This window comes from Rhizobium sp. 11_C7_N12_5, from assembly GCF_051811145.1.
In the GTDB taxonomy this organism is placed as follows: domain Bacteria; phylum Pseudomonadota; class Alphaproteobacteria; order Rhizobiales; family Rhizobiaceae; genus Rhizobium; species Rhizobium lusitanum.
Map to the genome: position 1 here is coordinate 1,767,141 of NZ_JBPWPY010000001.1, position 19,740 is coordinate 1,786,880.

Annotated in this window: 20 protein-coding genes; 12 read left to right on the top strand and 8 right to left on the bottom strand. The window is 59.9% G+C overall.

The window, feature by feature from the left end; all coding sequences use genetic code 11:
* Window positions 1–95: 95 nt before the first annotated feature.
* Window positions 96–1,235, bottom strand: coding sequence for a DUF707 domain-containing protein (locus AB8B29_RS08780; RefSeq protein WP_052212357.1), 1,140 nt, complete (start codon window positions 1,233–1,235; stop codon window positions 96–98).
* Window positions 1,236–1,587: 352 nt separating this feature from the next.
* Here AB8B29_RS08780 and AB8B29_RS08785 point away from each other — a divergent pair, with 352 nt between their 5' ends.
* A complete protein-coding gene (locus AB8B29_RS08785) occupies window positions 1,588–3,471 on the top strand; it encodes a glycosyltransferase (RefSeq protein WP_052224315.1) in 1,884 nt (627 codons plus the stop codon).
* Window positions 3,472–3,564: 93 nt separating this feature from the next.
* Here the strand turns inward: AB8B29_RS08785 and AB8B29_RS08790 are convergent, their stop codons facing one another.
* A complete protein-coding gene (locus tag AB8B29_RS08790; protein WP_047639829.1) occupies window positions 3,565–4,554 on the bottom strand; it encodes a glycosyltransferase family 2 protein in 990 nt (329 codons plus the stop codon).
* Window positions 4,555–4,847: 293 nt separating this feature from the next.
* On the opposite strand from AB8B29_RS08790, the gene AB8B29_RS08795 reads away from it, so the two are divergent.
* Window positions 4,848–6,062 carry a glycosyltransferase family 2 protein gene (locus AB8B29_RS08795; protein WP_113119317.1) on the top strand — a complete coding sequence of 405 codons (1,215 nt, stop codon included), beginning with the start codon at window positions 4,848–4,850 and terminating at the stop codon, window positions 6,060–6,062.
* Between the two features lie 91 nt (window positions 6,063–6,153).
* Here the strand turns inward: AB8B29_RS08795 and AB8B29_RS08800 are convergent, their stop codons facing one another.
* From AB8B29_RS08800 to AB8B29_RS08810, 3 genes are all read right to left on the bottom strand, one after another.
* Window positions 6,154–6,882, bottom strand: a complete 729-nt coding sequence (locus AB8B29_RS08800) for a phosphodiester glycosidase family protein (protein ID WP_186453443.1) — start codon at window positions 6,880–6,882, stop codon at window positions 6,154–6,156.
* 40 nt (window positions 6,883–6,922) lie between these two features.
* Entirely contained in the window at window positions 6,923–7,615 is a 693-nt protein-coding gene (locus tag AB8B29_RS08805; protein ID WP_047639832.1) for a 4Fe-4S dicluster domain-containing protein, read from the bottom strand.
* Window positions 7,616–7,716: 101 nt separating this feature from the next.
* Window positions 7,717–9,297 (bottom strand): trimethylamine methyltransferase family protein, encoded by a 1,581-nt coding sequence (locus tag AB8B29_RS08810; protein ID WP_037202588.1) that lies wholly within the window; start codon window positions 9,295–9,297, stop codon window positions 7,717–7,719.
* A gap of 262 nt (window positions 9,298–9,559) precedes the next feature.
* Between AB8B29_RS08810 and AB8B29_RS08815 the strand changes: the two genes are divergently transcribed.
* Window positions 9,560–10,261 (top strand): corrinoid protein, encoded by a 702-nt coding sequence (locus AB8B29_RS08815; RefSeq protein WP_037202864.1) that lies wholly within the window; start codon window positions 9,560–9,562, stop codon window positions 10,259–10,261.
* Between the two features lie 66 nt (window positions 10,262–10,327).
* On the opposite strand, the gene AB8B29_RS08820 is transcribed toward AB8B29_RS08815, so the two are convergent.
* A complete protein-coding gene (locus tag AB8B29_RS08820; protein WP_037202590.1) occupies window positions 10,328–10,486 on the bottom strand; it encodes an entericidin A/B family lipoprotein in 159 nt (52 codons plus the stop codon).
* A 70-nt stretch (window positions 10,487–10,556) separates the two neighbouring features.
* Between AB8B29_RS08820 and AB8B29_RS08825 the strand changes: the two genes are divergently transcribed.
* The 7 genes from AB8B29_RS08825 (at window position 10,557) to AB8B29_RS08855 (ending at window position 16,827) form a co-directional block, all read left to right on the top strand.
* Window positions 10,557–11,144: a DUF1638 domain-containing protein gene (locus tag AB8B29_RS08825; RefSeq protein ID WP_047557953.1), complete on the top strand. Its 588-nt coding sequence runs from the start codon at window positions 10,557–10,559 to the stop codon at window positions 11,142–11,144.
* 239 nt (window positions 11,145–11,383) lie between these two features.
* The gene (locus AB8B29_RS08830; RefSeq protein WP_047639833.1) at window positions 11,384–11,686 is read left to right on the top strand and encodes a virulence factor; all 303 of its coding nucleotides are present in this window, start codon (window positions 11,384–11,386) and stop codon (window positions 11,684–11,686) included.
* Window positions 11,679–12,257: a methylenetetrahydrofolate reductase C-terminal domain-containing protein gene (locus AB8B29_RS08835; protein ID WP_034504422.1), complete on the top strand. Its 579-nt coding sequence runs from the start codon at window positions 11,679–11,681 to the stop codon at window positions 12,255–12,257. Before AB8B29_RS08830 ends, AB8B29_RS08835 begins: the two co-directional genes overlap by 8 nt.
* 3 nt (window positions 12,258–12,260) lie before the next feature.
* Window positions 12,261–13,367, top strand: a complete 1,107-nt coding sequence (locus tag AB8B29_RS08840) for a methylenetetrahydrofolate reductase (protein ID WP_037202596.1) — start codon at window positions 12,261–12,263, stop codon at window positions 13,365–13,367.
* 95 nt (window positions 13,368–13,462) lie between these two features.
* Complete coding sequence (locus AB8B29_RS08845) at window positions 13,463–14,431, top strand: methyltetrahydrofolate cobalamin methyltransferase (RefSeq protein WP_037202598.1); 969 nt, start codon at window positions 13,463–13,465, stop codon at window positions 14,429–14,431.
* Between the two features lie 2 nt (window positions 14,432–14,433).
* Window positions 14,434–14,778, top strand: a complete 345-nt coding sequence (locus AB8B29_RS08850; RefSeq protein WP_047639835.1) for a hypothetical protein — start codon at window positions 14,434–14,436, stop codon at window positions 14,776–14,778.
* A 45-nt stretch (window positions 14,779–14,823) separates the two neighbouring features.
* Window positions 14,824–16,827: an ASKHA domain-containing protein gene (locus AB8B29_RS08855; protein ID WP_162740653.1), complete on the top strand. Its 2,004-nt coding sequence runs from the start codon at window positions 14,824–14,826 to the stop codon at window positions 16,825–16,827.
* Between the two features lie 18 nt (window positions 16,828–16,845).
* Here AB8B29_RS08855 and AB8B29_RS08860 read toward each other — a convergent pair whose 3' ends face one another.
* Together AB8B29_RS08860 and AB8B29_RS08865 are read right to left on the bottom strand one after the other, a co-directional pair.
* Window positions 16,846–17,787, bottom strand: coding sequence for a LysR family transcriptional regulator (locus AB8B29_RS08860; protein WP_173410923.1), 942 nt, complete (start codon window positions 17,785–17,787; stop codon window positions 16,846–16,848).
* 16 nt (window positions 17,788–17,803) lie between these two features.
* The gene (locus AB8B29_RS08865; RefSeq protein WP_156151540.1) at window positions 17,804–18,130 is read right to left on the bottom strand and encodes a hypothetical protein; all 327 of its coding nucleotides are present in this window, start codon (window positions 18,128–18,130) and stop codon (window positions 17,804–17,806) included.
* Window positions 18,131–18,186: 56 nt separating this feature from the next.
* Between AB8B29_RS08865 and AB8B29_RS08870 the strand changes: the two genes are divergently transcribed.
* Window positions 18,187–18,393 (top strand): hypothetical protein, encoded by a 207-nt coding sequence (locus tag AB8B29_RS08870; RefSeq protein ID WP_037202606.1) that lies wholly within the window; start codon window positions 18,187–18,189, stop codon window positions 18,391–18,393.
* Window positions 18,394–18,695: 302 nt separating this feature from the next.
* Window positions 18,696–19,715: a GlxA family transcriptional regulator gene (locus AB8B29_RS08875; RefSeq protein ID WP_348644881.1), complete on the top strand. Its 1,020-nt coding sequence runs from the start codon at window positions 18,696–18,698 to the stop codon at window positions 19,713–19,715.
* The last annotated feature ends 25 nt before the right edge of the window (window positions 19,716–19,740 follow it).

A 19,740-nucleotide genomic window follows, 5' to 3' on the forward strand; every position in this document is an offset into this window, starting at 1 on the left:
GAAAATGATCATTGGGGAAACTGACAAGGCATCGGCGCACGGGATTGCGCCGACGACATCAGGAAACTGCGGCAGTGCCGTCCGGACCAGGTGGCTCACCGCACGCCGGCATATTTCAGAGGCGTGTACTGGTATGCCTTGAACAGCGCCGCCTGCTCGTCGATCGCCGCCTTGACATTGTATGTCGCGCCGAGCGGGCGCGTATGGGCAACGGCGACAGCATCGATGATCGCCATTCGGGCCGTGGGGCGCCCGAGGAACGATGGCCAGAGGTGATCGAGGCCATAGCCTGATTCGACATCCCTCATGGAGCCGATGCAGATCTGCAGCGCACGCTGCGAGAAGAGCGGACACATGATTTCGACGAAACCCTCATAGCGCACCAGGCTATCGGGTCTCTGAATCGTCAAAGGATGGTTGGGGTAGGAGCCCTGGTCTTGCTTGAGCGATGGCTGTGCGAGATCGAGGCCGTGTTTGTGCGACAGGTGGAACATTCTGTTGAGGTCTTCGCCGTTGCACAGCAGGTCGTCGTCCGGCAACCATATGCGCTCATAGTTCCAAAGCGGGCTGCCCTCGTAAAAGAGGTCGTAGAGAAGCTTGAACTTCTTGCGCTTTGGCAAATGCGCCAGATATTCGTAAGGACTACCGGAAACCTCCGGTTCCTCGGCACCGTAATAACCGATGCAAAGATCCCAGTTGCGGGTCGCTTCGTCTATCTTTTCGAACCAGCGCGGGTGCAGAGACTTCGAATTGGCGGGCACGACGACAAGATTGGGGCGCCGTATCCCCTGCTGCGGCTGGGCGCGGAACGTCGCGCGGCGTTCGACATCCGCCGGTGTCGGAAATAGCGGATGGGGAGGATGGTCAACCGGCACCAGCAGGTAGGTGGCGTCGACACCTCCGATCACGCCACGCCCCGCAAGCGCCATGAGATTGTCGCCTTCGATATGCGCGGAATCGAAAATGACCGACGGCAGTCCATCTCGGTCGATCAGGCAAAGCCGGCCGCCCATGACATGCCAGAAATCCACGTCAGGTTCAAAATAGTTACCGATCAGCCCATCCGGCGCCAGCACCAGGAAGGATGAGAACATCCCGCGGTTCACGTCGCCGAAGCTCCAGAATGTGCCGCTCAGCATGTCCTGAGTCAGAGGCGGCGCGTCGGACCACCGCATCTGGTTTGCCGGGCGCGCGGCATATTCGGACGTGTGCAGGCTGTTCGCTGCCGATGACATGTTGGACTGTCCCCTATTCCTGGACCGAAGCAACGGCGCGATCTGAGGAAGGCGGCTGCATGAACAGCTCCGGAATGTCCGCCCCCAATCGAACTCGTTTGATCGACACCTTGGCGTTCATTCCTTTTGCGAAGCTTACGGCCGGAATCGACCGCCGCCTCATCGCCAGGCGCAATCAATCCAGCCTCGCGAAAGTTGGTCGGCATAGTGTCGAAAGCGGAATTTCTACGCGGGGCAATCGCGCGTTCGGAATATTGCCAAGAATGTCGGCGCTCGGCGGACACGAAGGTCGGTCATGTCGTCCGTCAAGTCGGGACAAAGAACCACTCGTCTCTTTTTACGGTAGAAGAAGATGCATCAGAAGAAGAAGCTGGCCATACTCATCGAAGTCGATAGTTTCATCGGCGACATCTATCATCATCTTTCAAAAACTTACGAAGTCCTGGCGATTCAGCCGAAGACTTACAAAGAGATCGAAACGGCCGTGGAATGGGCCGACATCGTCTGGTTCGAATTCTGTAACGAGCTCTTCGCGCATGCGATCAATCAGAACATCCGCCGGCTCGGCAAACGCGTCATAGCGCGCTGGCATCGTTTCGAAATCGTGGAATCGAGTTTTCCCACACGCATCAACTTCGGCTTCATCGACGACCTGATCCTCGTATCTCACGACATGCTTCGGGTCCTGAGGCACAGGGTGCCGCAGCTCTCGCAAAAGACACGCACACACGTCGTCTGGAACGGCCTCAATCTCGAAAAATTCAAGCCGATCCCGTCGCTAGACAAGAAGAAGATCGTTTGGGCAGCCAAGCCGTTCATGCGCAAGAACCAGCCAATGTTCCTGCAGATCATGCATGCCCTGGTGAAGAGGGACCCGTCCTACACCCTGCATGTCGCCGGCGAGCAGGAAGAGTTCGTCATGGCGCCTTACCTGCAGCGTACGACGGAGAAGCTCGGCCTCGCTCGCCACGTCTTCTTCCACGGCTGGCAGCGGGACATGCCTGCTTTTTTAGCCGACAAGGGCGTCATTCTGTCGACCTCCATCCATGAAAGCTTTGGATACAACATCGCCGAAGCGATGGCCGTCGGCGCCCTGCCCGTGATTCACGATTATCCCGGCGCCGAGGAATTCTGGCCCGACGAAATCCGTTTCTCATCGGTGGACGAGGCTGTCGAGAAGATCATCGCCGGACAGATGCATCAGTGGTCGCAATATGTGCGGGAAAAGTTTCCTCTCGCCAAACAATTGCATGAGGTAGACATGGTCATGAACGGCCGGGTGGCCGAGGTCGCGCCGCCGCCAGCAGCTCCGATCGAGCAATATGCCGGTTCGCACCTCAAGCGGCCTGTTCCGCTTTGGCTGGTACAACAGCCGGCTCCCTCGCTGCAGGCGCAGCAGCCCGCGACCGTACCGCAGGCCATATCGGTGCAGCAGGTTCGGGAGGCTCTTCCGCTCGGCGAGGTTTTTGCGCCGCCGTTGCAGCAGCCGATTCCGACCCAGCCGCAGCCTATCGCCATGCCGCCGGCGCAGCGGCTCGCTCCCGTGCCGCCTCCGCAGCAACAGCCAAAGACGCCAGACGCCCCGCTTGGCTTTGATTCCAGCGGCTATTGGGAGACCCGCTACCGCACCGGCGGCAATTCGGGAGCCGGCTCCTACGATGTCCTCGCCAACTACAAAGGGCTGTTTCTCAACGCCTTCGCCCGAAAGAAAGAGCTTTCCTCCTTTGCCGAAATGGGGTCGGGCGACGGCAATCAGCTGAAATATTTCGCATTCGATCGCTATACCGGCTTCGACGTCTCGAAGACCGTGATCGAGCGCACGCAGGCGATGTATAGGGATAAGCCGAATTATCAGTTCATCTGGCTAGGCGACCAGTCCCTTGATTGGGAAACCCAAGAGGACGCTTATGACTGCGCCTTGTCTCTCGATGTGCTTTACCACCTCATCGATGACGCGATCTATGTCAACTATCTCGACCAGCTGTTCTCCCTCTCCAGGCGCTACGTCGTCATATATGCCTCCAACTTCGACGGCCCCGACATCCGTGGCGCCGCCCATGTCCGGCATCGCAAGTTCACGAGCGACATCGCCCGCAGGTTCCCCCAATGGACATTGCTGAAGCTCGTCGAGAATCCCTACAAGTTCAAGGAATCGACCGAGGCGGATTTTGCGATCTACAGCCGCGAGGAGTTCGAAGATCCGGCGGCGCTCAACGAACTCGATAACATCCGATAGAATTGAGCATGCAAAAAGAGAGGCGCAACGGCTCTGCCTGTTGCGCCTCTCTTTTTTACACCGTCTTTCGCCGACGGCGACTAGAATCGCCGGCTAACTCGCCAATCTGCCAAGCACGAGATGCGGCGCCCGCTTCAGCCTCAGCGATACTTCGGCCATTTGGGGCGACTGCGCACGGACGTAGTTGTATTCAGGCTCATCATATCCCGCATAGGACTGTGTGATCAGCGTAAGAAACCGCTCCCGGAGATTGACCGGCAGACGCGGATAGATCCATTGCAGCAGATCCAGCTTGCTGCAAAGGAACCACTGATAATAGGCCTGTTTCATGAGAGGCAGGCGCGCGAACAACGCCTCCACCTCCTCGAATGCCGTGAAGATTTCGAAACGTTTTTCGGTGAACACGTTGGTAAGCTGCGCCCGCTCCTCATAGACTCGGTGACCGATGAGATAACGATTCATCATGCCGATCCTCTGTGCATGCATATAGATATGCCAGTGGGCGTAGATGTCATTATGGACGCGCGTCTCTGAGAAACGCAGGCCCGTTTCCCGGCAAAGCTTGGCGCTGACGATCTTGTTCCAGGGGAAATTGACGGTAAAGAGCAGCCGTGCGCACTGTTGAAGCGTGAATATGCGGATGTCCGCATCACCGACCAGCTGGCGCCAGGCCTCGTCATCGATCTGCAACATCGGACCCAGGCGGTCGTTCTTGTCGGTGACATAGCGATAACGAAACACCATCACGTCGCAGCCATTGGCTTCCATATGATAGATGACCTCGTCGATCGAGCGATGGGCGATCATGTCATCGGCGTCGAGAAAATAGTAGTAGTCGCCGCGTGCCGCCGCCATGCCGGCATTGCGGCTGTATCCGGCACCGCGATTTTCCGGATTGCGCAGCAACCGTACACGCTCGTCGCGTCGGGCATATTGTTCGACGATCAGCGCGGTGGCATCGCGCGACGTGTCGTCAACGATGATCACTTCCAAAACCTCGCGATTTTCAAGAACAGCCGTAATTATGTCGCCGAGGGAGTCCTGCGCGTTGTAGGCGGGGATGATGACACTGACTTTGCTCACAAGGCCTCCTGATACTAGATGGGCGCCGGACCTGGGGTATCGGCCAAGCTATTCGCCTCAAGCTGCGTAGCCGTCCTTCCGGCAACACGACCTCGGCAAATTGCGATCGCCACCTAGCAAAACTCGCGGGACCGCTCCTCAAAGCATAGGGGTCGGAACTTGCACTGAACTGGTGCGTGGATGCCCTGCCCGATCGGCGGAGGACCGAACTATCCAGCCCCGCGAAAGCAAACCGGCTTATCCAAAAAGACAAAGTCCGCGCCCAGAATCGCGCCGATGCCGTGGAGAAATCGATGTCTTCTGCTGAAATCCCCGTCCTTTCGATTTGCGTTCCAACCTTTAATCGTCAGTTCCTGCTTGAACGGAACATAAATTTCCACCTGGACGCTTTTCGTAAGCTCGATATTCCTTTTGAAATCGTCATTGTCGACGATTGCTCGACCGACGACACCGCTGCCTATATCCAGTCGATCTCACACCATCCGGAAATCAGCGCCTATCGCCGGGCACGCAATTCCGGCTTCATCAGCAACTACGCCTTTGCCATGCAGCGGGCTCGCGGCCACTTCGCGGTCTTCCTCGGCGATGACGATCTGCTGATCCCGGAAAAGGTCGTCGAATATCTCCACATCATGGTGGACGACAGGCGGATCGGCATGATCCAGGCGCCTTGGCTTCTGGTTGACGGGCGGCCGGGCGGCGGAGACATGCAGCCTTTCTATCACCTGTCCTACCCCTCGCGGCATACCAAGGGCGATTTCCATTCGATGCTGGAATTCATCCTGGAGCGGCATGTCTTCCCAGAATTCATGATCATCCGGCGCGACATCCTGGCGAGATCCATATCCAGCCCGACACCCTTTATTTTCTGGGCCTTTCTTTACACCACCCGCGCGCTGGACAAGGCCGATGTGCTGTTCATGCCGGAACCCTTCGCTCGGGTGACTGCGGTTTCCGACGACCCCCGTCTGCAACAGGGCAACAAGGAATGCATGTTCCAGTGGGACAGCTACCGAGGCGGCCTCGAATATCTTGCATCGCAGGCGCTTCGCGACAACCGGCTGCCGCCGGAGTATCGCGGCTCGCTGATGCCGCGCATCACCGACTTCATGCTGCAGCGCCAGGCCGTGGCGATGCGCTTGCACGTCAATGCACAGAACTGGGTCGAAGCCTACATCATGTACCACCGCATGGCGGCCTATCATCCGACACCGCTGCCGGCGGAGTCCTACGACCAGATCCGCAAGCTGGCAGGCATCGCAACAGCGGCAACGGAGGCGATCGCATTCAATGGCGAGCCCGTCATCCTTGAGCCGATCATAGACGACGCTACAATCAATCTTCTCTCGCCCTCGATCCGAGAGCATCTCATCAGGGAAGAACCGCAGGCCGGCGGCTATGACAGGAAGCCAAGGGCATATTTGCGCTTTACGGAAAACTTTCCTGCCAATCCGGGGCCCAAGGACGGCATGTTCGACATTCTGACCTACATCGAACAGTTTGCCTGACGATCACTGCCGGGGACCGAAACTGAATCCGCTGCCGGTGTCGCATTGCGAACGTCCGGTCCGAATCCTGGCTCGGTCGCCAGGCGTGCATTCAGCCGGGCAATAACTCGGTCACCGCGATGATGGGGCCGAGTGGAAACAGGCCGTCCCGCCTTTGCCATTCAGGAATGTCGAGGCTGGAAATGCTGCCGTCCAGAAACAGCGCGTTCGCGCAGCCGAGGTCGTCGCGGAAAAGCGTCGCAAAGTCATGAAAGCGGACGGGACCATCCGAAATCGCGAAAACGACCTTGCCATCCCCGGTGACACCAACGCCGTTTCGCGTCTTGAAGCTGGTGCTGTCCGCAAGAAACGACGGATGGAGCTTGCCGTCGATGACGAGCATCGGGCCGGACTGGGTCGCGTAGAACGGCTTGATGCCCGAGGTGGCAAAAGCCTTGCTTTCCATCACGCCGGCACGGCCCGGCAAGAGATAAAAGACGCCGTTCGGCAGCAGGTGGAAATTGCCCCACCCCTTGTTGGTATTTATCCTCTTCAGCTCACGACCGTTTTCGACGAAGAGCCCGACGGGAGACTGATCGTCGAGATACATGCCGCCGTTCATGGCAAAGCGGACATAGACGCGGTCCTGACGCAGATCGTTTTCCAAAGCCCGGAACGAACCATAGGGCTTGCCGCTGCGATCATTCTGGAAAAGTTGGATATCGTCGGTCGCCGGATCGAAGGTGCAAACCGTGTAGCCATCACCGAGATGCTCGACCTTGCGGCAGGCCTCGCCGGCCGATGCCGCGGTGGCGCAGACAAGAACCGCGAGGATGATCATCAATCGAATCAAGCTGACAACTCCGGATGGATATCCGCACTTACAACTGGAGGGCCGCCATGTGAAAGGCAAGCTGCGCGGCAGGATAACGATAGCTGGCACCAACCGGACAGGCATTGCGCGCGCGACAGCCCGCCGCCATGCAGCCCCATTGCCCTTCATCAGCCCGCAGATACGTTCGACAGCGCTGAACGTCGAACCCGGCGGGCGCCACTGCATCTACGGGACAAGCATCGAGACAAGGCTTATCCAGGCAATGATCGCAAGGATGCGCGCCGCGCGCCGGCGCGCCGTCATCCACTAGAATATCGGCAAAACCCAGGGCGCCGCGATAGCCGTGCCAGAGGCCGTATTCCGGATGGATCAGGATGCCGAGCGGCGAGGCCTTCAGGCCCTCCGCTCGCATGGCCCACTGCTGGAAAGGCTGCCATGGAGGATCCGAGGGAAAATATGCCGTCGCTGCGAACTCGTCAGCGATCGGCCGGATGATCGCCTTCGACCAGTCGTCGAGCGGATCGCGGCGCAGCATATTCTCAGGCAATTGCCGCCAACGCGAGAAGGGCCGCCAGATGGAGCCGCCGACATTGCCGAGCAGGACGACGCTGCGCGCTACCCTTCCGTCGGCCAGCACCGGCCCCTCGCCTGCGTCGAAAGACAGGCTGCCGCGAACGAAAACTCCGTGGACGCCGAGCGCCGCACGGAGCTGTTCGAATGTGGCGGGACCGCGGTTCACCGTGGCCCCTTATATGGATAGTGCGGCCGCCAGACTTCCTTCTGGATCAGATCGGCAACGCGTATCGCACCGCCTTGCTCCCTGGCGGCCTCGGGCTCTCTTCAAGTGAAGGCGTCCGGCATCGAATCCTTGCGCTTCTGGATATAGGCCAGCAGTGCCTCGTCGATCGCCGGATCGAGCGGCGGCGCTTCATATTGGTCGAGCCAGGAGCGGCAAAGCGCATTGGCGCGCTCCTCAACGCGCTTCTGCCCCTCGATTTCCCATTGCTCGAAGGAATTATTGTCGGCCAGAGCCGAACGATAAAAAGCGCTCTGGAAGTTCGCCTGCGTATGGGCGCAGCCGAGATAATGGCTGCCGGGACCGACTTCGCGGATGGCATCCAGCGCCTGACCGTTTTCGGAGAGATCGATACCCTCGGCCATCTTCTGCATCATGCCGAGCTGGTCCTGGTCGATCATGAACTTCTCGTAGGAAGACACGAGACCGCCTTCCAGCCAGCCGGCCGCATGCAGCACGAAATTCGTGCCGGCCAGCAGCGTCATGTTCAAGGTATTGGCCGATTCATGCGCGGCCTGCGCATCCGGCACCTTGGAAGCGCAGAGCGAGCCGCCGGTACGGAACGGCAGACCGAGACGGCGCGCGAGCTGGGCGGAGCCATAGGACACCAGCGACGGCTCCGGCGTGCCGAACGTCGGCGCACCCGACTGCATCGAGATCGAGGCGGCGAAGGTGCCGTAGAGCACCGGCGAACCCTTGCGGATCAGCTGCGTGAACGAGGCGCCGGCAAGCACTTCGGCGAGAATCTGCGTCAGCGTGCCCGCCACCGTCACCGGGCTCATGGCGCCCGAAAGGATGAAGGGGGAAACGACTGAAGCCTGGTTGTGCCGCGCATAGACCTTCAGCGCGCCGAGCATGGTCTCGTCGAAGACCATCGGCGAATTGGCGTTGATGAGGTTGAGCGTAACGCAATTGTTCTCGACGAAATCGTCGCCGAAGACGATCTTCGCCATCGCGACAGTATCCTCGGCGCGCTCCGGCGCCGTCACCGAGCCCATGAATGGCTTGTCGGAATATTTGATATGGCTGTAGACCATATCGAGATGGCGCTTGTTGACCGGAATGTCGACCGGCTCGCAGACCGTGCCGCCGGACGAGTGCATCGAGGGCGCCATGTAGGCGAGCTTCACGAAATTACGGAAATCCTCGATCGTCGCATAACGGCGGTTGCCTTCGAGGTCACGGACAAAGGGCGGCCCGTAGACCGGCGCGAAGATCGTCGCCTTGCCGCCGACATGGGCGTTGCGGGCGCTGTTGCGCGCATGCCAGGTGAATTCCTTCGGTGCCGTTTTCAGGAGTTCGCGGCAAAGACCCTTCGGAAAATGCACGCGCTGCCCGCGCACGTCGGCGCCGGCCTCTTTCCAGAGCGCCAGGGCCTCCGCATCGTCGCGAAACTCGATGCCGATTTCCTCCAGAACCTTATCGGCATTGCGCTCGATGAGCTGCAGGCCCTCTTCGTCAAGCACCTCGTAAACGCCGATCTTCCGGACGATATAAGGAAGCGAAGGGCCCGGCCCGCCGCCGCTGCGCGACGCGCGCCTTGCCGCTGCACCTCTGCCCTCACCGCGCGAACGTCGTCCGCCGCCATCGCCGCCCGCAGCCGGTTGCTCGTTCATATCGTCCATGATGTTTCCTCGCTCCTGCGCATGAATGCGTCTATCCTCACTCTATGCTAGCCGATTCCGTCGGCCGGACGTTCCTTAATGCGCCAGCAATTAGCATAGGACAGACATGGCCGCGACGATATCGCCTCATTTCCGTCCGTCGCGATTAATCCGCGCGACGTCGCTTTCAAAAAGAATTTTGTCATCGTTGAGGTTTATCGCTTATTGAGGCAGTATTTTATACAAGCCTCTGATGCATTTGCACGAAAACGGGATGGAGCGCATGTCTGACGACGAAATCATTCTCTCGGAACTTTCGGACGAGGAACTCGTGCAGCAGATGCATGACGACCTGTATGACGGGTTGAAGGAGGAAATCGAGGAAGCGACCAATATCCTCCTCGAACGCGGCTGGACGCCTTATGACATTCTCACGCAAGCGCTGGTCGAGGGCATGCGCATCGTCGGCATCGATTTCCGCGACGGCATTCTCTTCGTGCCCGAAGTGTTGCTGTCAGCCAATGCGATGAAGGCCGGCATGTTTATCCTGCGGCCGCTCCTGGTCGAGACCGGCGCGCCGAAGCTCGGCAAGATGGTGATCGGCACCGTCAAGGGCGACATTCACGACATCGGCAAGAACCTCGTCGGCATGATGATGGAGGGCGCGGGCTTCGACGTCATCGACCTTGGCATCAACAACCCCGTCGAGAACTATCTCGATGCCATCGAGCGCGAACAGCCTGATATTCTCGGCATGTCGGCACTGCTAACGACCACCATGCCCTACATGAAGGTCGTCATCGATACGCTTAAGGAAAAGGGCATGCGCGACGACTACGTCGTTCTCGTCGGTGGCGCGCCGCTGAACGAGGAGTTCGGCAAGGCCGTCGGCGCCGATGCCTATTGCCGCGACGCGGCCGTGGCGGTTGAGACCGCCAAGGACTTCATGAAGCGCAAGCACAACAGCCTGGCTGCACAAGCCTGATTGCAGCGGATTCCAAACTGGCGACAACCGAAAGGTTGTCGCCGACCCGTTGGCATCCCAAATTGGTTATTGGGCAGCCTTCTTGACGGTATGACCGGCGTCTTCCGTCGCGTTGACGGCATTGGCCGTATCCCTGCCGACGCCGCGAATTGTATTGGCGCATGAAGCAAGTACCATAAGGACGGCAAGCGCGGCGGCGATTTTGCTGAATGTCGGTGCAGTCATGATTTGGAACCCTCTCTGAGTGGATATCGATCAACAAAAAGCGGAGACAAATCCTCCGCGTGATAAACGCATGACAACGCGAAAAGTTCATGTGATCGCGTGCGGCGCAATCGCGCGCGAGATACTGGCGGTCACCAGAATAAATCAGCTCGACCACATCGATCTGCACTGTCTTCCCGCGATCTATCACTCCTACCCTCAGAAGATCGCGCCCGCATTGGAGGAAGCCATTGCGAATGCGCGCGCGCGGGGTTTCGAGAGGATCTTCATCGGCTATGCCGATTGCGGAACCGGCGGCATGATCGACAAGATCTGTGAGCGTGAGGGCATCGAGCGCCTTTCGGGGCCGCACTGCTATTCCTTCTTCAGCGGCAACGAAGCCTTTGCAGCGCGCGAGGATGACATCACCTCGTTTTTCCTCACCGACTTTCTCGCCCGGCAGTTCGAGTCCTTCGTCGTCGTGCCGCTCGGCCTCGACCGGCATCCGGAACTGCGGGACATGTATTTCGGCAATTACCGCAAGGTCGTCTATCTCTCGCAAGAGGAGGATCCGGCTCTGCAGGAAAAGGCAAAGGCAGCGGCCGCCTATCTCGGTTTGGATTACGAATACCGCTTCACCGCGTATGGCGATCTTGCCCATGAATTGCTGACCGTCTGATTACGACATTCCACCCTATATCCTTGCTTGCTGCCCGCGTCGGACTCCGCCATGTTGCAACGCGTTGAAAGCGTTGAATCGCGGTGGAAAACTCGAGCGTTCGGCATGACGGTGAAGTTTGCCGCTGGTTGCGGGATGTGCTTTCCGCGCCGCGTCGTTTTTTGGCATGGGCCGCGTCGTGGCGAGCGCAGTCTCCGGGTCGATGGACGTGCATTCTTGATTAAAGAGGAGAATTTTGCATGGCGGATCGCATTGTCGTCTATTGGCGGGACATTCCGGCCCAAGTAATCATCAAGAAGGGGCGGCAGACGGCAAAGCGCGAGCTCTCGCTGCGCTTCACCGAGGCGATCGACATGTGCGCGATGCGCACCGGCGCGGCCGAGACCGACGACTACTTGGCCGAATGGCGCAAGGCCGATCCCGTGCCTGTCTCCGACGATCTGGAAGCCGAGGCGGACAAGGCCGCAAGCGAACTCGAAGCAGCCTTTGACCGGGAGCGTCTAGTTGCTCTGGTAAAGGCCGGAGGCCGCGACAATGGCTGACGCCATCCAGAAGCCGGGCAACGCGGCGCCCGGAGCGAAGGCCGCAAGCGGCGCCTATACGCCCGCCGGCGTCTCGCCCAACCGCCGCGCCCGCCGCAAATACACCGTCCGTCTCTGGGCCGTGCGCCATTCGCGCTTCCTCGAATGGTTCTATCATCGCTTCGCCGATGCTTTCCTCCTCCTTCATCCGCTCTGGAAGAAAATCGGCTACGAGCGCGTCGAACGGCCGATCACTTTCGTCGAGCGCAATGTGAAGGGCTTTCTGTTCGACTGTCGCATGTGCGGCCAGTGCGCGCTCTCGTCGACCGGCATGTCCTGCCCGATGAACTGTCCGAAGCAGCTGCGCAACGGCCCTTGCGGCGGGGTACGCGCCAATGGCAATTGCGAGGTCGAACCGGACATGCCCTGTGTCTGGGTGCAGGCCTGGAACGGTTCGCGAAACATGATCCAAGGCGATGCGATCCTGAAGGTGCAGAAACCGGTGAACCAATCGCTGCGTGAAACTTCCTCCTGGCTGCGCGTCACTGCGGAAGCGGCCGCTGCCCGTGAAGCAGCGAAAAAGGAAGCGTGATCGATGGCGCATATCGACGAAAATCCGCTCGGCGTCCACCTGCCGCTCGATCCTCTACCCGGCCATTCATCACTCGGGCGGCTGGAGCGCGTGCTGCGCCGCGGCGAATTCGCGGTCACCGCCGAATTGAACCCACCCGATAGCGCCAACCCCGAAGAAGTCTATGAGCGCGCCGCGATCTTCTCCGGCTGGGTTGACGGCATCAACGCGGTCGATGCCTCGGGTGCCAATTGCCACATGTCCTCGGTCGGCATCTGCGCGCTACTGACGCGCATGGGCTATGCGCCCATCATGCAGATCGCCTGCCGCGACAAGAACCGCATCGCCATTCAGGGCGACGTGCTGGGTGCTGCTGCCATGGGCGTGTGCAACATCATGTGCCTGACCGGCGACGGCGTGCAGGCCGGCGACCAGCCGGGCGCCAAGCCGGTCTTCGATCTCGATTGCATGTCGCTGCTCGAAACCGTGCGCATCATGCGCGACAACGCGAAATTCCTGTCGGGGCGCAAGCTGACATCGCCACCGAAGGTCTTTCTCGGCGCGGCCATCAATCCCTTCGCGCCGCCCCACGACTTCAGGCCCTATCGGCTGGCGAAGAAGATCGAGGCCGGTGCGCAATTCGTGCAGAGCCAATATTGCTACGACGTGCCCATGTTCCGGGAATACATGAAGAAGGTGCGCGACCTCGGCCTGAACGAGAAATGCTTCATTCTCGTCGGCGTCGGCCCCCTCGCCTCAGCGAAAACCGCTCGCTGGATGCGCTCCAACGTGCCGGGCGTGCACATTCCCGATGCCGTTATCAAACGCATCGAAGGCGCACAGGACCAGAAGAAGGAAGGCAAGCAGCTCTGCATCGACATCATCAACGAGGTGAAGGAGATCGAGGGCGTTTCCGGTGTTCATGTCATGGCCTACCGCCAGGAAGAATATGTCGCCGAGATGGTGCATGAATCCGGCGTGCTGAAGGGCCGCCAGCCATGGAAGCACGAGGCCAACCAAACCGACGCGCTCATCGCAGAGCGCCTGGAACACATCCGTGGGGGCAAGGAAGAGAACCAGCAGGAAATGGCCGAAGCCGCCGCTCATCATCCGCCACACAAGACGCACTGAAATCGAGCAGCGGGCGGAGGAGCCCGGACGGCTTGTAACCCCCATCCCGGCACGATAGACCAGATCTATCGGGCCAACTGACCAGAGGATCAGACATGACGCGCACCATCGTTGCATCCGCCACTCGCGAAATCATCATCGGTTTCGACCAGCCCTTTTGCGTGATCGGCGAACGCATCAACCCAACGGGGCGCAAGAAGCTGGCCGCTGAGATGATCGAGGGCAATTTCGATACGGTTATCAAGGACGCGCTGGAACAGGTGGCCGCGGGCGCGACCATGCTCGACGTCAACGCCGGCGTCACCTCGGTCAACCCGAACGAGACGGAACCTGGCCTGCTGGTGCAGACGCTGGAAATCGTCCAGGGCCTGGTCGACGTGCCGCTCTCGATCGACAGCTCGGTTACGGCCGCCATCGAAGCTGCGCTGAAGGTTGCCAAGGGCCGGCCGCTGGTCAATTCCGTGACCGGTGAAGAGGAAAAGCTCGAAGCCATCCTGCCGCTCATCAAGAAATACGACGTGCCGGTCGTTGCCATCTCCAACGACGAAACCGGCATTTCCATGGATCCGGACGTGCGTTTCGCCGTCGCAAAGAAGATCGTAGAGCGCGCCATGGACTACGGCATCAAGCCCCATGACATCGTGGTCGATCCGCTCGTCATGCCGATCGGCGCGCTCGGCGATGCCGGCCGCCAGGTCTTCGCGCTGCTGCACCGCCTGCGCAACGAGCTGAAGGTGAATACCACCTGCGGCCTTTCCAACATATCCTTCGGCCTGCCGCACCGCCACGGCATCAATGCCGGCTTCATCCCGATGGTGATCGGCGCCGGCATGACCTCGGCCATCATGAACCCTTGCCGCCCGCAGGAAATGGAAGCCGTGCGCGCCGCCAACGTCCTGAACGGCACCGACGCCAATTGCACCAACTGGATCATGACCTACCGCGACTACAAGCCGGCCGAAGGCGGAGCGAGCGCTCCGGCTTCTGCGGCCCCCTCGGCTGGCAGCGGCGGCCGGCGTGGTGGGCGCGCGGCACGAGCCGGTGCCGGCGCGGCGAGGGAATAGAGATGAAGTATCCGAGCCGGAAGCTTTCCGATGATCTCGCCACATTGTGGATCCAGGCGCCCATGGTGATTGGAATGCGCCTGTCGCAAATGTGGATGACAGCGATGACCGGCGGCGGCGTCAACATAACGGAATTCAACCAGATGGTCTCGGAAAAGATGATGGCCGCGGCAGAAAGTGCCGTTGCCACCAATATCGCCATGACCCAGCAGAATATTGCGGCAATGACAAAGGGGGGTAACGCCTTATCGCATCGCGCCGTCGATGCCGTCGCCCAGGCCATGGTCAAGCCGTATAGCAAGCGCGTTCGCTCGAACGTACGCCGCCTTAGCAAACAGAAAGACTGATCCGTGGCCCAAGCCAGCGACAGCGCGAATCCCCTCGTCCTCTTCATGCCCTCCGGTAAGCGCGGCCATTTTCCGGTGGGAACGCCGGTGCTGGAGGCTGCGCGGCAGCTCGGCGTCTATGTGGAGAGCGTCTGCGGCGGCCGTGCCACCTGTGGGCGCTGCCAGGTCTCGGTGCAGGAGGGCAATTTCGCCAAGCACAAGATCGTCTCGGCCAACGACCATCTTTCGCCCATCGGCCCCAAGGAAAGACGCTACGCCGAGGTGCGCGATCTGCCTGATGGACGCCGCCTCTCCTGTTCTGCCCTGATCCAGGGCGATCTCGTCATCGACGTGCCGCAGGACACGGTGATCAATGCGCAGGTAGTGCGCAAAGCCGTCGACGAGCGCGTCATCATCCGCGATACGGCCGTGCATATGTGCTACGTCGAGGTCGAGGAGCCGGACATGCACAAGCCTTCGGGCGATCTCGACCGGTTGAAAGCCGCGTTGGCTGCAGATTGGAAATACGACAATCTCGACGTGGATTTTCACATCATCCCGCAAGTGCAGTCGATCCTGCGCAAGGGAGAATGGAAAGTCACCGCCGCGATCCATCAGGATCACGCCGACGACCACCCCCGCCTGATCGCGCTTTACCCCGGCCTCAAGAATGAGGCCTATGGCATCGCCTGCGATATCGGCTCGACCACCATCGCCATGCATCTCTCCTCGCTGCTGTCGGGCCGGACGGTGGCATCTGCCGGCACCTCCAACCCGCAGATCCGCTTCGGCGAGGATCTGATGAGCCGCGTCTCCTACGTCATGATGAACCCGGACGGCCGGGTCGCGATGACCAATGCCGTGCGCGAAGCGCTGAACGGGCTGATCGACAAGGTCTGCGCCGACGGCGGCGTGTCGCGCCAGGACATCCTCGATGCGGTCTTCGTCGGCAACCCCATCATGCATCATCTCTTCCTCGGCATCGACCCCACCGAGCTTGGCGGCGCACCCTTCGCGCTCGCCGTCTCAGGCGCGGTACACCTGAGGTCGGCCGAGATCGGCCTGCCGATGAATGCCGGCACGCGCGTCTATATGCTGCCCTGCATCGCCGGCCATGTCGGAGCCGACGCCGCCGCCGCCACCCTCGCTGAAGGGCCGCACCGCCAGGATGAGATGATGCTGCTGGTTGATATCGGCACCAACGCCGAAATCGTGCTGGGCAATCGTCAGCGCGTCGTCGCCGCCTCCTCGCCGACGGGCCCTGCCTTCGAAGGCGCCGAGATTTCCAGCGGCCAGCGCGCAGCACCAGGCGCCATCGAACGTGTCCGCATCGACCCCGTCACACTGGAACCGCGCTATCGCGTCATTGGCATCGAGCCCTGGTCGGACGAGCCCGGCTTTGACGAAGCCGCCGCCGCCGTTGGCGTCACAGGCATCTGTGGCTCGGCAATCATCGAGGTGGTCGCCGAGATGTTCCTGACTGGTATCATTTCCGAGGACGGCGTGGTTGACGGCGGCATGATGGCGCGTTCTCCGCGTATCCTGCAGAACGGCCGCACCTATTCCTACCTGCTGCGCGACGGCGAACAACGCATTACCGTGACACAGAACGACGTCCGCGCCATCCAGCTTGCCAAGGCCGCCCTTTATGCCGGCGTCAAGCTGTTGATGGACAAGCAAGGTGTCGAGCATGTCGATCGCATCGGCCTTGCAGGCGCCTTCGGCACCTTCATCGATCCCAAATACGCGATGGTGCTCGGTCTCATCCCGGATTGCACCCTCGACAAGGTGAAGGCAGTCGGCAACGCGGCCGGCACCGGCGCGCGCATGGCATTGCTCAATCGCGGCCATCGCCGCGAGATCGAGGAAACTGTCAGCAAAATCGAGAAGATAGAGACGGCGCTTGAATCAAAGTTTCAGGAGCATTTCGTCTACGCCATGGCGCTGCCGAACAAGGTCGATGCCTTTCCGGAACTGGCGAAGGTGGTGACACTGCCGGAGCGCAAACAGCTTGGCGACGATGCCGGCGGCGAAGGCGGCGGCCGCAGACGGCGGCGCAGCCGCGAGTAACGCTTAACCGGCGGCGGCTCACGCGGCCATTTTTCGCCCGATCTCTATGAATGCCTGCCGGATGCTATCGGCAACGGCCTTCATCGGCCCCGTCATCTGCGATGCCGTCAGCAGGCGAATGTCGAAGGAGGTGAGTTCCGGCAGCCCCTCGTTCGGCCCGAGGATCTCCATATCCTCACCAATGTAGGACCGTGGGAACGGCGCGACCGCAAGGTCGGAGACAATAGCGGCGCGCTGCGCCATCGTGTGGGCGCTGAGATAGGAAACGCGGTAAGGCCGCTTCTGCCGTTCCAGTTGCGCCAACGCTTCCGACCGCCAGATGCAACCGTCTTCCCAGATGGAGATCGGCAGCGGGTCGCGCCGATAGGCCGTGCCGCACTTGGCACCCGCCCAGACGAGACGCTCCGTATAGATCACTTCGCCTTCCGTCGGGAAAGGCCGCGTCGCGCAATTGATCAGCGCCAGATCCAGTCGCTGCTCCTCGATGCGCTTCTTCAGCTGGAGGCTCATATCCACGACGACATCCACCATGATGCCGGGATAGCTCTCCGAAAAGCTCTTCAGAATGGTCGGCAGCAGGCGCTCGCCGATATCATCGGGTGCGCCAAGCCGCACCACGCCGCTGAGCTCGGGCATGATGAAACGCGATACGGCTTCGTTCGACAAGGCCAGGATATTGCGCGCGTAGGAGAGCAGCATCTCGCCATGCTGCGTCAGGCTGACCGAGCGCGCGTCGCGCAGGAACAGCGTCACGCCGAGCTGCTCTTCCAGCTTCTTGATTTGCATCGAAACAGCGGACGGCGTGCGGAAGACCGCATCGGCGGCGGTGGAGAAATTGCCGGTCTCGGCAATGGCTACAAAGGTGCGCAGAACTTCATTGTCAAGCAACGGTATGGGCCGGCGGAACGGTACGGTCATATCGGCAACCTTCAATTTTTCTGATCCTAAGCACCATATCATTTCATTTGTCTGATTGTCAACGAAGCAGCATATTAGCCCTAATGAAACTGATACAGACAGCTGCAAAGGAACAAACACCATGGCTGGCACGGCACTCGGCGAAGCCTCTCGCATCTTCACCCTTTTGCATATCCGAAAAATTCAACGGATGGCGCAGCATACGCTCGACGAGATTGCAGCGCGCTTCCCCGCTCACCTGATCGACGACGTCAATGCGCGCGGCCTCCCCCCGGATCGGACGCTGTCCGCCTTCGAACGAAAGCCCGGCAAGACGCAATCGTTCAAGAATACTAATGACAGATATAAGATCTATTCGTTTGATTGATGAATAGGTCGGATCCATATTGTTGCTTGAGGATTGCGATCTTTTGAGCATCTAAAGCCGAAAGGAACCTGGAAATGACAACGATCACCTATAGACATACAGACAGGGTGCAGAGCCCGTTTCCATCGGGTGGCAGCCACATGCCTTTTTTCTCCAAGATCGCGGATCGCTGGCAGCAATGGCGTTCGCTACGCGAGCTTGAGTCCCTGTCCGATGATGTACGCAAGGACATGGGCTGGCCCGCCGCGAACGAAACCAACACTCCCAAGGCTATGCGATGATTGCGAATGATCGTAAAATCTGAAGGCGACACTCAACCCCAACGAGTGTCGCCTTTCGAACATTTGTGCATCTGGACGCGCATTCCAACTTAATCTTGATAATCAGCCCCATATATATTTGGTTGTTTCAGTAGATTGCTTGCACTCCCTCATCTGCTTTCTTCACAGCGGCATTTTTTGTAGCAAACGCAAATATTCCTTTGCGGCCGCGATTATCCATGCCAATGTCGCTAATAGACCATCGAGCCGACGTATTTGACGCAAGGAATACGCAATGGTCCTGGAGCATGGATTTTCACGATATGAGCAAGACTCCGATTAAGACGCGTTCCCTGGTTTTCTTCCTCGTTCCGCATTTCACCATGCTGCCGTTTTCCGCCGCGGTAGAGACATTGCGAATCGCCAACCGCATGCTGGGCTACCCCGCCTATACATGGCGTCTCGCCTCCACCGACGGCCAGAAGGTCTATTCCTCCAGCGGCATCGGCCTAGAGGTCAACTCAGCGCTCGCCGACGAACGCCGCTATCTCGGCGGCGAAAACCGCCCGAATATGGTGCTGGTCTGTTCCGGCATTTATGTCGAGGAATTCAACAACAAGTCGGTCAACGCCTGGCTGCGCGAGACCTATAATCGCGGCGTGGCTGTCGGCAGTCTCTGTACGGGTGCACATGTGCTTGCCCAGGCGGGCCTGCTGAATGGCAAGCGCTGCGCCATCCACTGGGAAAACCTCCCCGGCTTCTCCGAGACCTTCCCCCAGGCCGAAGTCTATGCCGATCTCTACGAGGTCGACAGCAACATCTATACCTGTGCCGGCGGCACAGCTTCGCTCGACATGATGCTGAACCTGATCGGCCAGGACTTCGGCGAGAACCTCGTCAATCGCGTCTGCGAGCAGCAATTGACCGATCGCGTCCGCAGCCCGCATGATCGCCAGCGCCTGCCGTTGCGTGCGCGCCTGGGCGTGCAGAATGCCAAGGTACTGTCGATCATCGAGCTGATGGAAAGCAACCTCGCCGAGCCGTTGTCGCTGCTGGAAATTGCCGATGATGCCGGCCTGTCGCGCCGCCAGATCGAACGCCTGTTCCGGCAGGAGATGGGTCGCTCGCCGGCCCGCTACTATCTCGAAATCCGGCTGGATCGCGCCCGGCACCTGCTCGTGCAATCCTCCATGCCGGTTGTCGAAGTGGCCGTCGCCTGCGGCTTCGTGTCCGCCTCGCATTTTTCCAAGTGTTATCGCGAACTCTACAACCGCTCGCCGCAGCAGGAGCGCGCCGAGCGCAAGCTGACCATGTCGACGAACCGCACCGGCATCGTCGTCTGAAAACAGCATCAATCAGCAGCGATTA

Bases quoted from the DNA above. Each gene is read 5' to 3' on its own strand.
- AB8B29_RS08850 (WP_047639835.1), top strand. From the start codon at position 14,434: ATGAAGTATCCGAGCCGGAAGCTTTCCGATGATCTCGCCACATTGTGG.
- AB8B29_RS08870 (WP_037202606.1), top strand. From the start codon at position 18,187: ATGACAACGATCACCTATAGACATACAGACAGGGTGCAGAGCCCGTTT.
- AB8B29_RS08785 (WP_052224315.1), top strand. From the start codon at position 1,588: ATGCATCAGAAGAAGAAGCTGGCCATACTCATCGAAGTCGATAGTTTC.
- AB8B29_RS08820 (WP_037202590.1), bottom strand. From the start codon at position 10,486: ATGACTGCACCGACATTCAGCAAAATCGCCGCCGCGCTTGCCGTCCTT.
- AB8B29_RS08780 (WP_052212357.1), bottom strand. From the start codon at position 1,235: ATGTCATCGGCAGCGAACAGCCTGCACACGTCCGAATATGCCGCGCGC.
- AB8B29_RS08845 (WP_037202598.1), top strand. From the start codon at position 13,463: ATGACGCGCACCATCGTTGCATCCGCCACTCGCGAAATCATCATCGGT.
- AB8B29_RS08815 (WP_037202864.1), top strand. From the start codon at position 9,560: ATGTCTGACGACGAAATCATTCTCTCGGAACTTTCGGACGAGGAACTC.
- AB8B29_RS08830 (WP_047639833.1), top strand. From the start codon at position 11,384: ATGGCGGATCGCATTGTCGTCTATTGGCGGGACATTCCGGCCCAAGTA.
- AB8B29_RS08855 (WP_162740653.1), top strand. From the start codon at position 14,824: ATGCCCTCCGGTAAGCGCGGCCATTTTCCGGTGGGAACGCCGGTGCTG.
- AB8B29_RS08875 (WP_348644881.1), top strand. From the start codon at position 18,696: ATGAGCAAGACTCCGATTAAGACGCGTTCCCTGGTTTTCTTCCTCGTT.
- AB8B29_RS08825 (WP_047557953.1), top strand. From the start codon at position 10,557: ATGACAACGCGAAAAGTTCATGTGATCGCGTGCGGCGCAATCGCGCGC.
- AB8B29_RS08860 (WP_173410923.1), bottom strand. From the start codon at position 17,787: ATGATATGGTGCTTAGGATCAGAAAAATTGAAGGTTGCCGATATGACC.
- AB8B29_RS08840 (WP_037202596.1), top strand. From the start codon at position 12,261: ATGGCGCATATCGACGAAAATCCGCTCGGCGTCCACCTGCCGCTCGAT.
- AB8B29_RS08810 (WP_037202588.1), bottom strand. From the start codon at position 9,297: ATGGACGATATGAACGAGCAACCGGCTGCGGGCGGCGATGGCGGCGGA.
- AB8B29_RS08800 (WP_186453443.1), bottom strand. From the start codon at position 6,882: ATGATCATCCTCGCGGTTCTTGTCTGCGCCACCGCGGCATCGGCCGGC.
- AB8B29_RS08835 (WP_034504422.1), top strand. From the start codon at position 11,679: ATGGCTGACGCCATCCAGAAGCCGGGCAACGCGGCGCCCGGAGCGAAG.
- AB8B29_RS08865 (WP_156151540.1), bottom strand. From the start codon at position 18,130: ATGGATCCGACCTATTCATCAATCAAACGAATAGATCTTATATCTGTC.
- AB8B29_RS08795 (WP_113119317.1), top strand. From the start codon at position 4,848: ATGTCTTCTGCTGAAATCCCCGTCCTTTCGATTTGCGTTCCAACCTTT.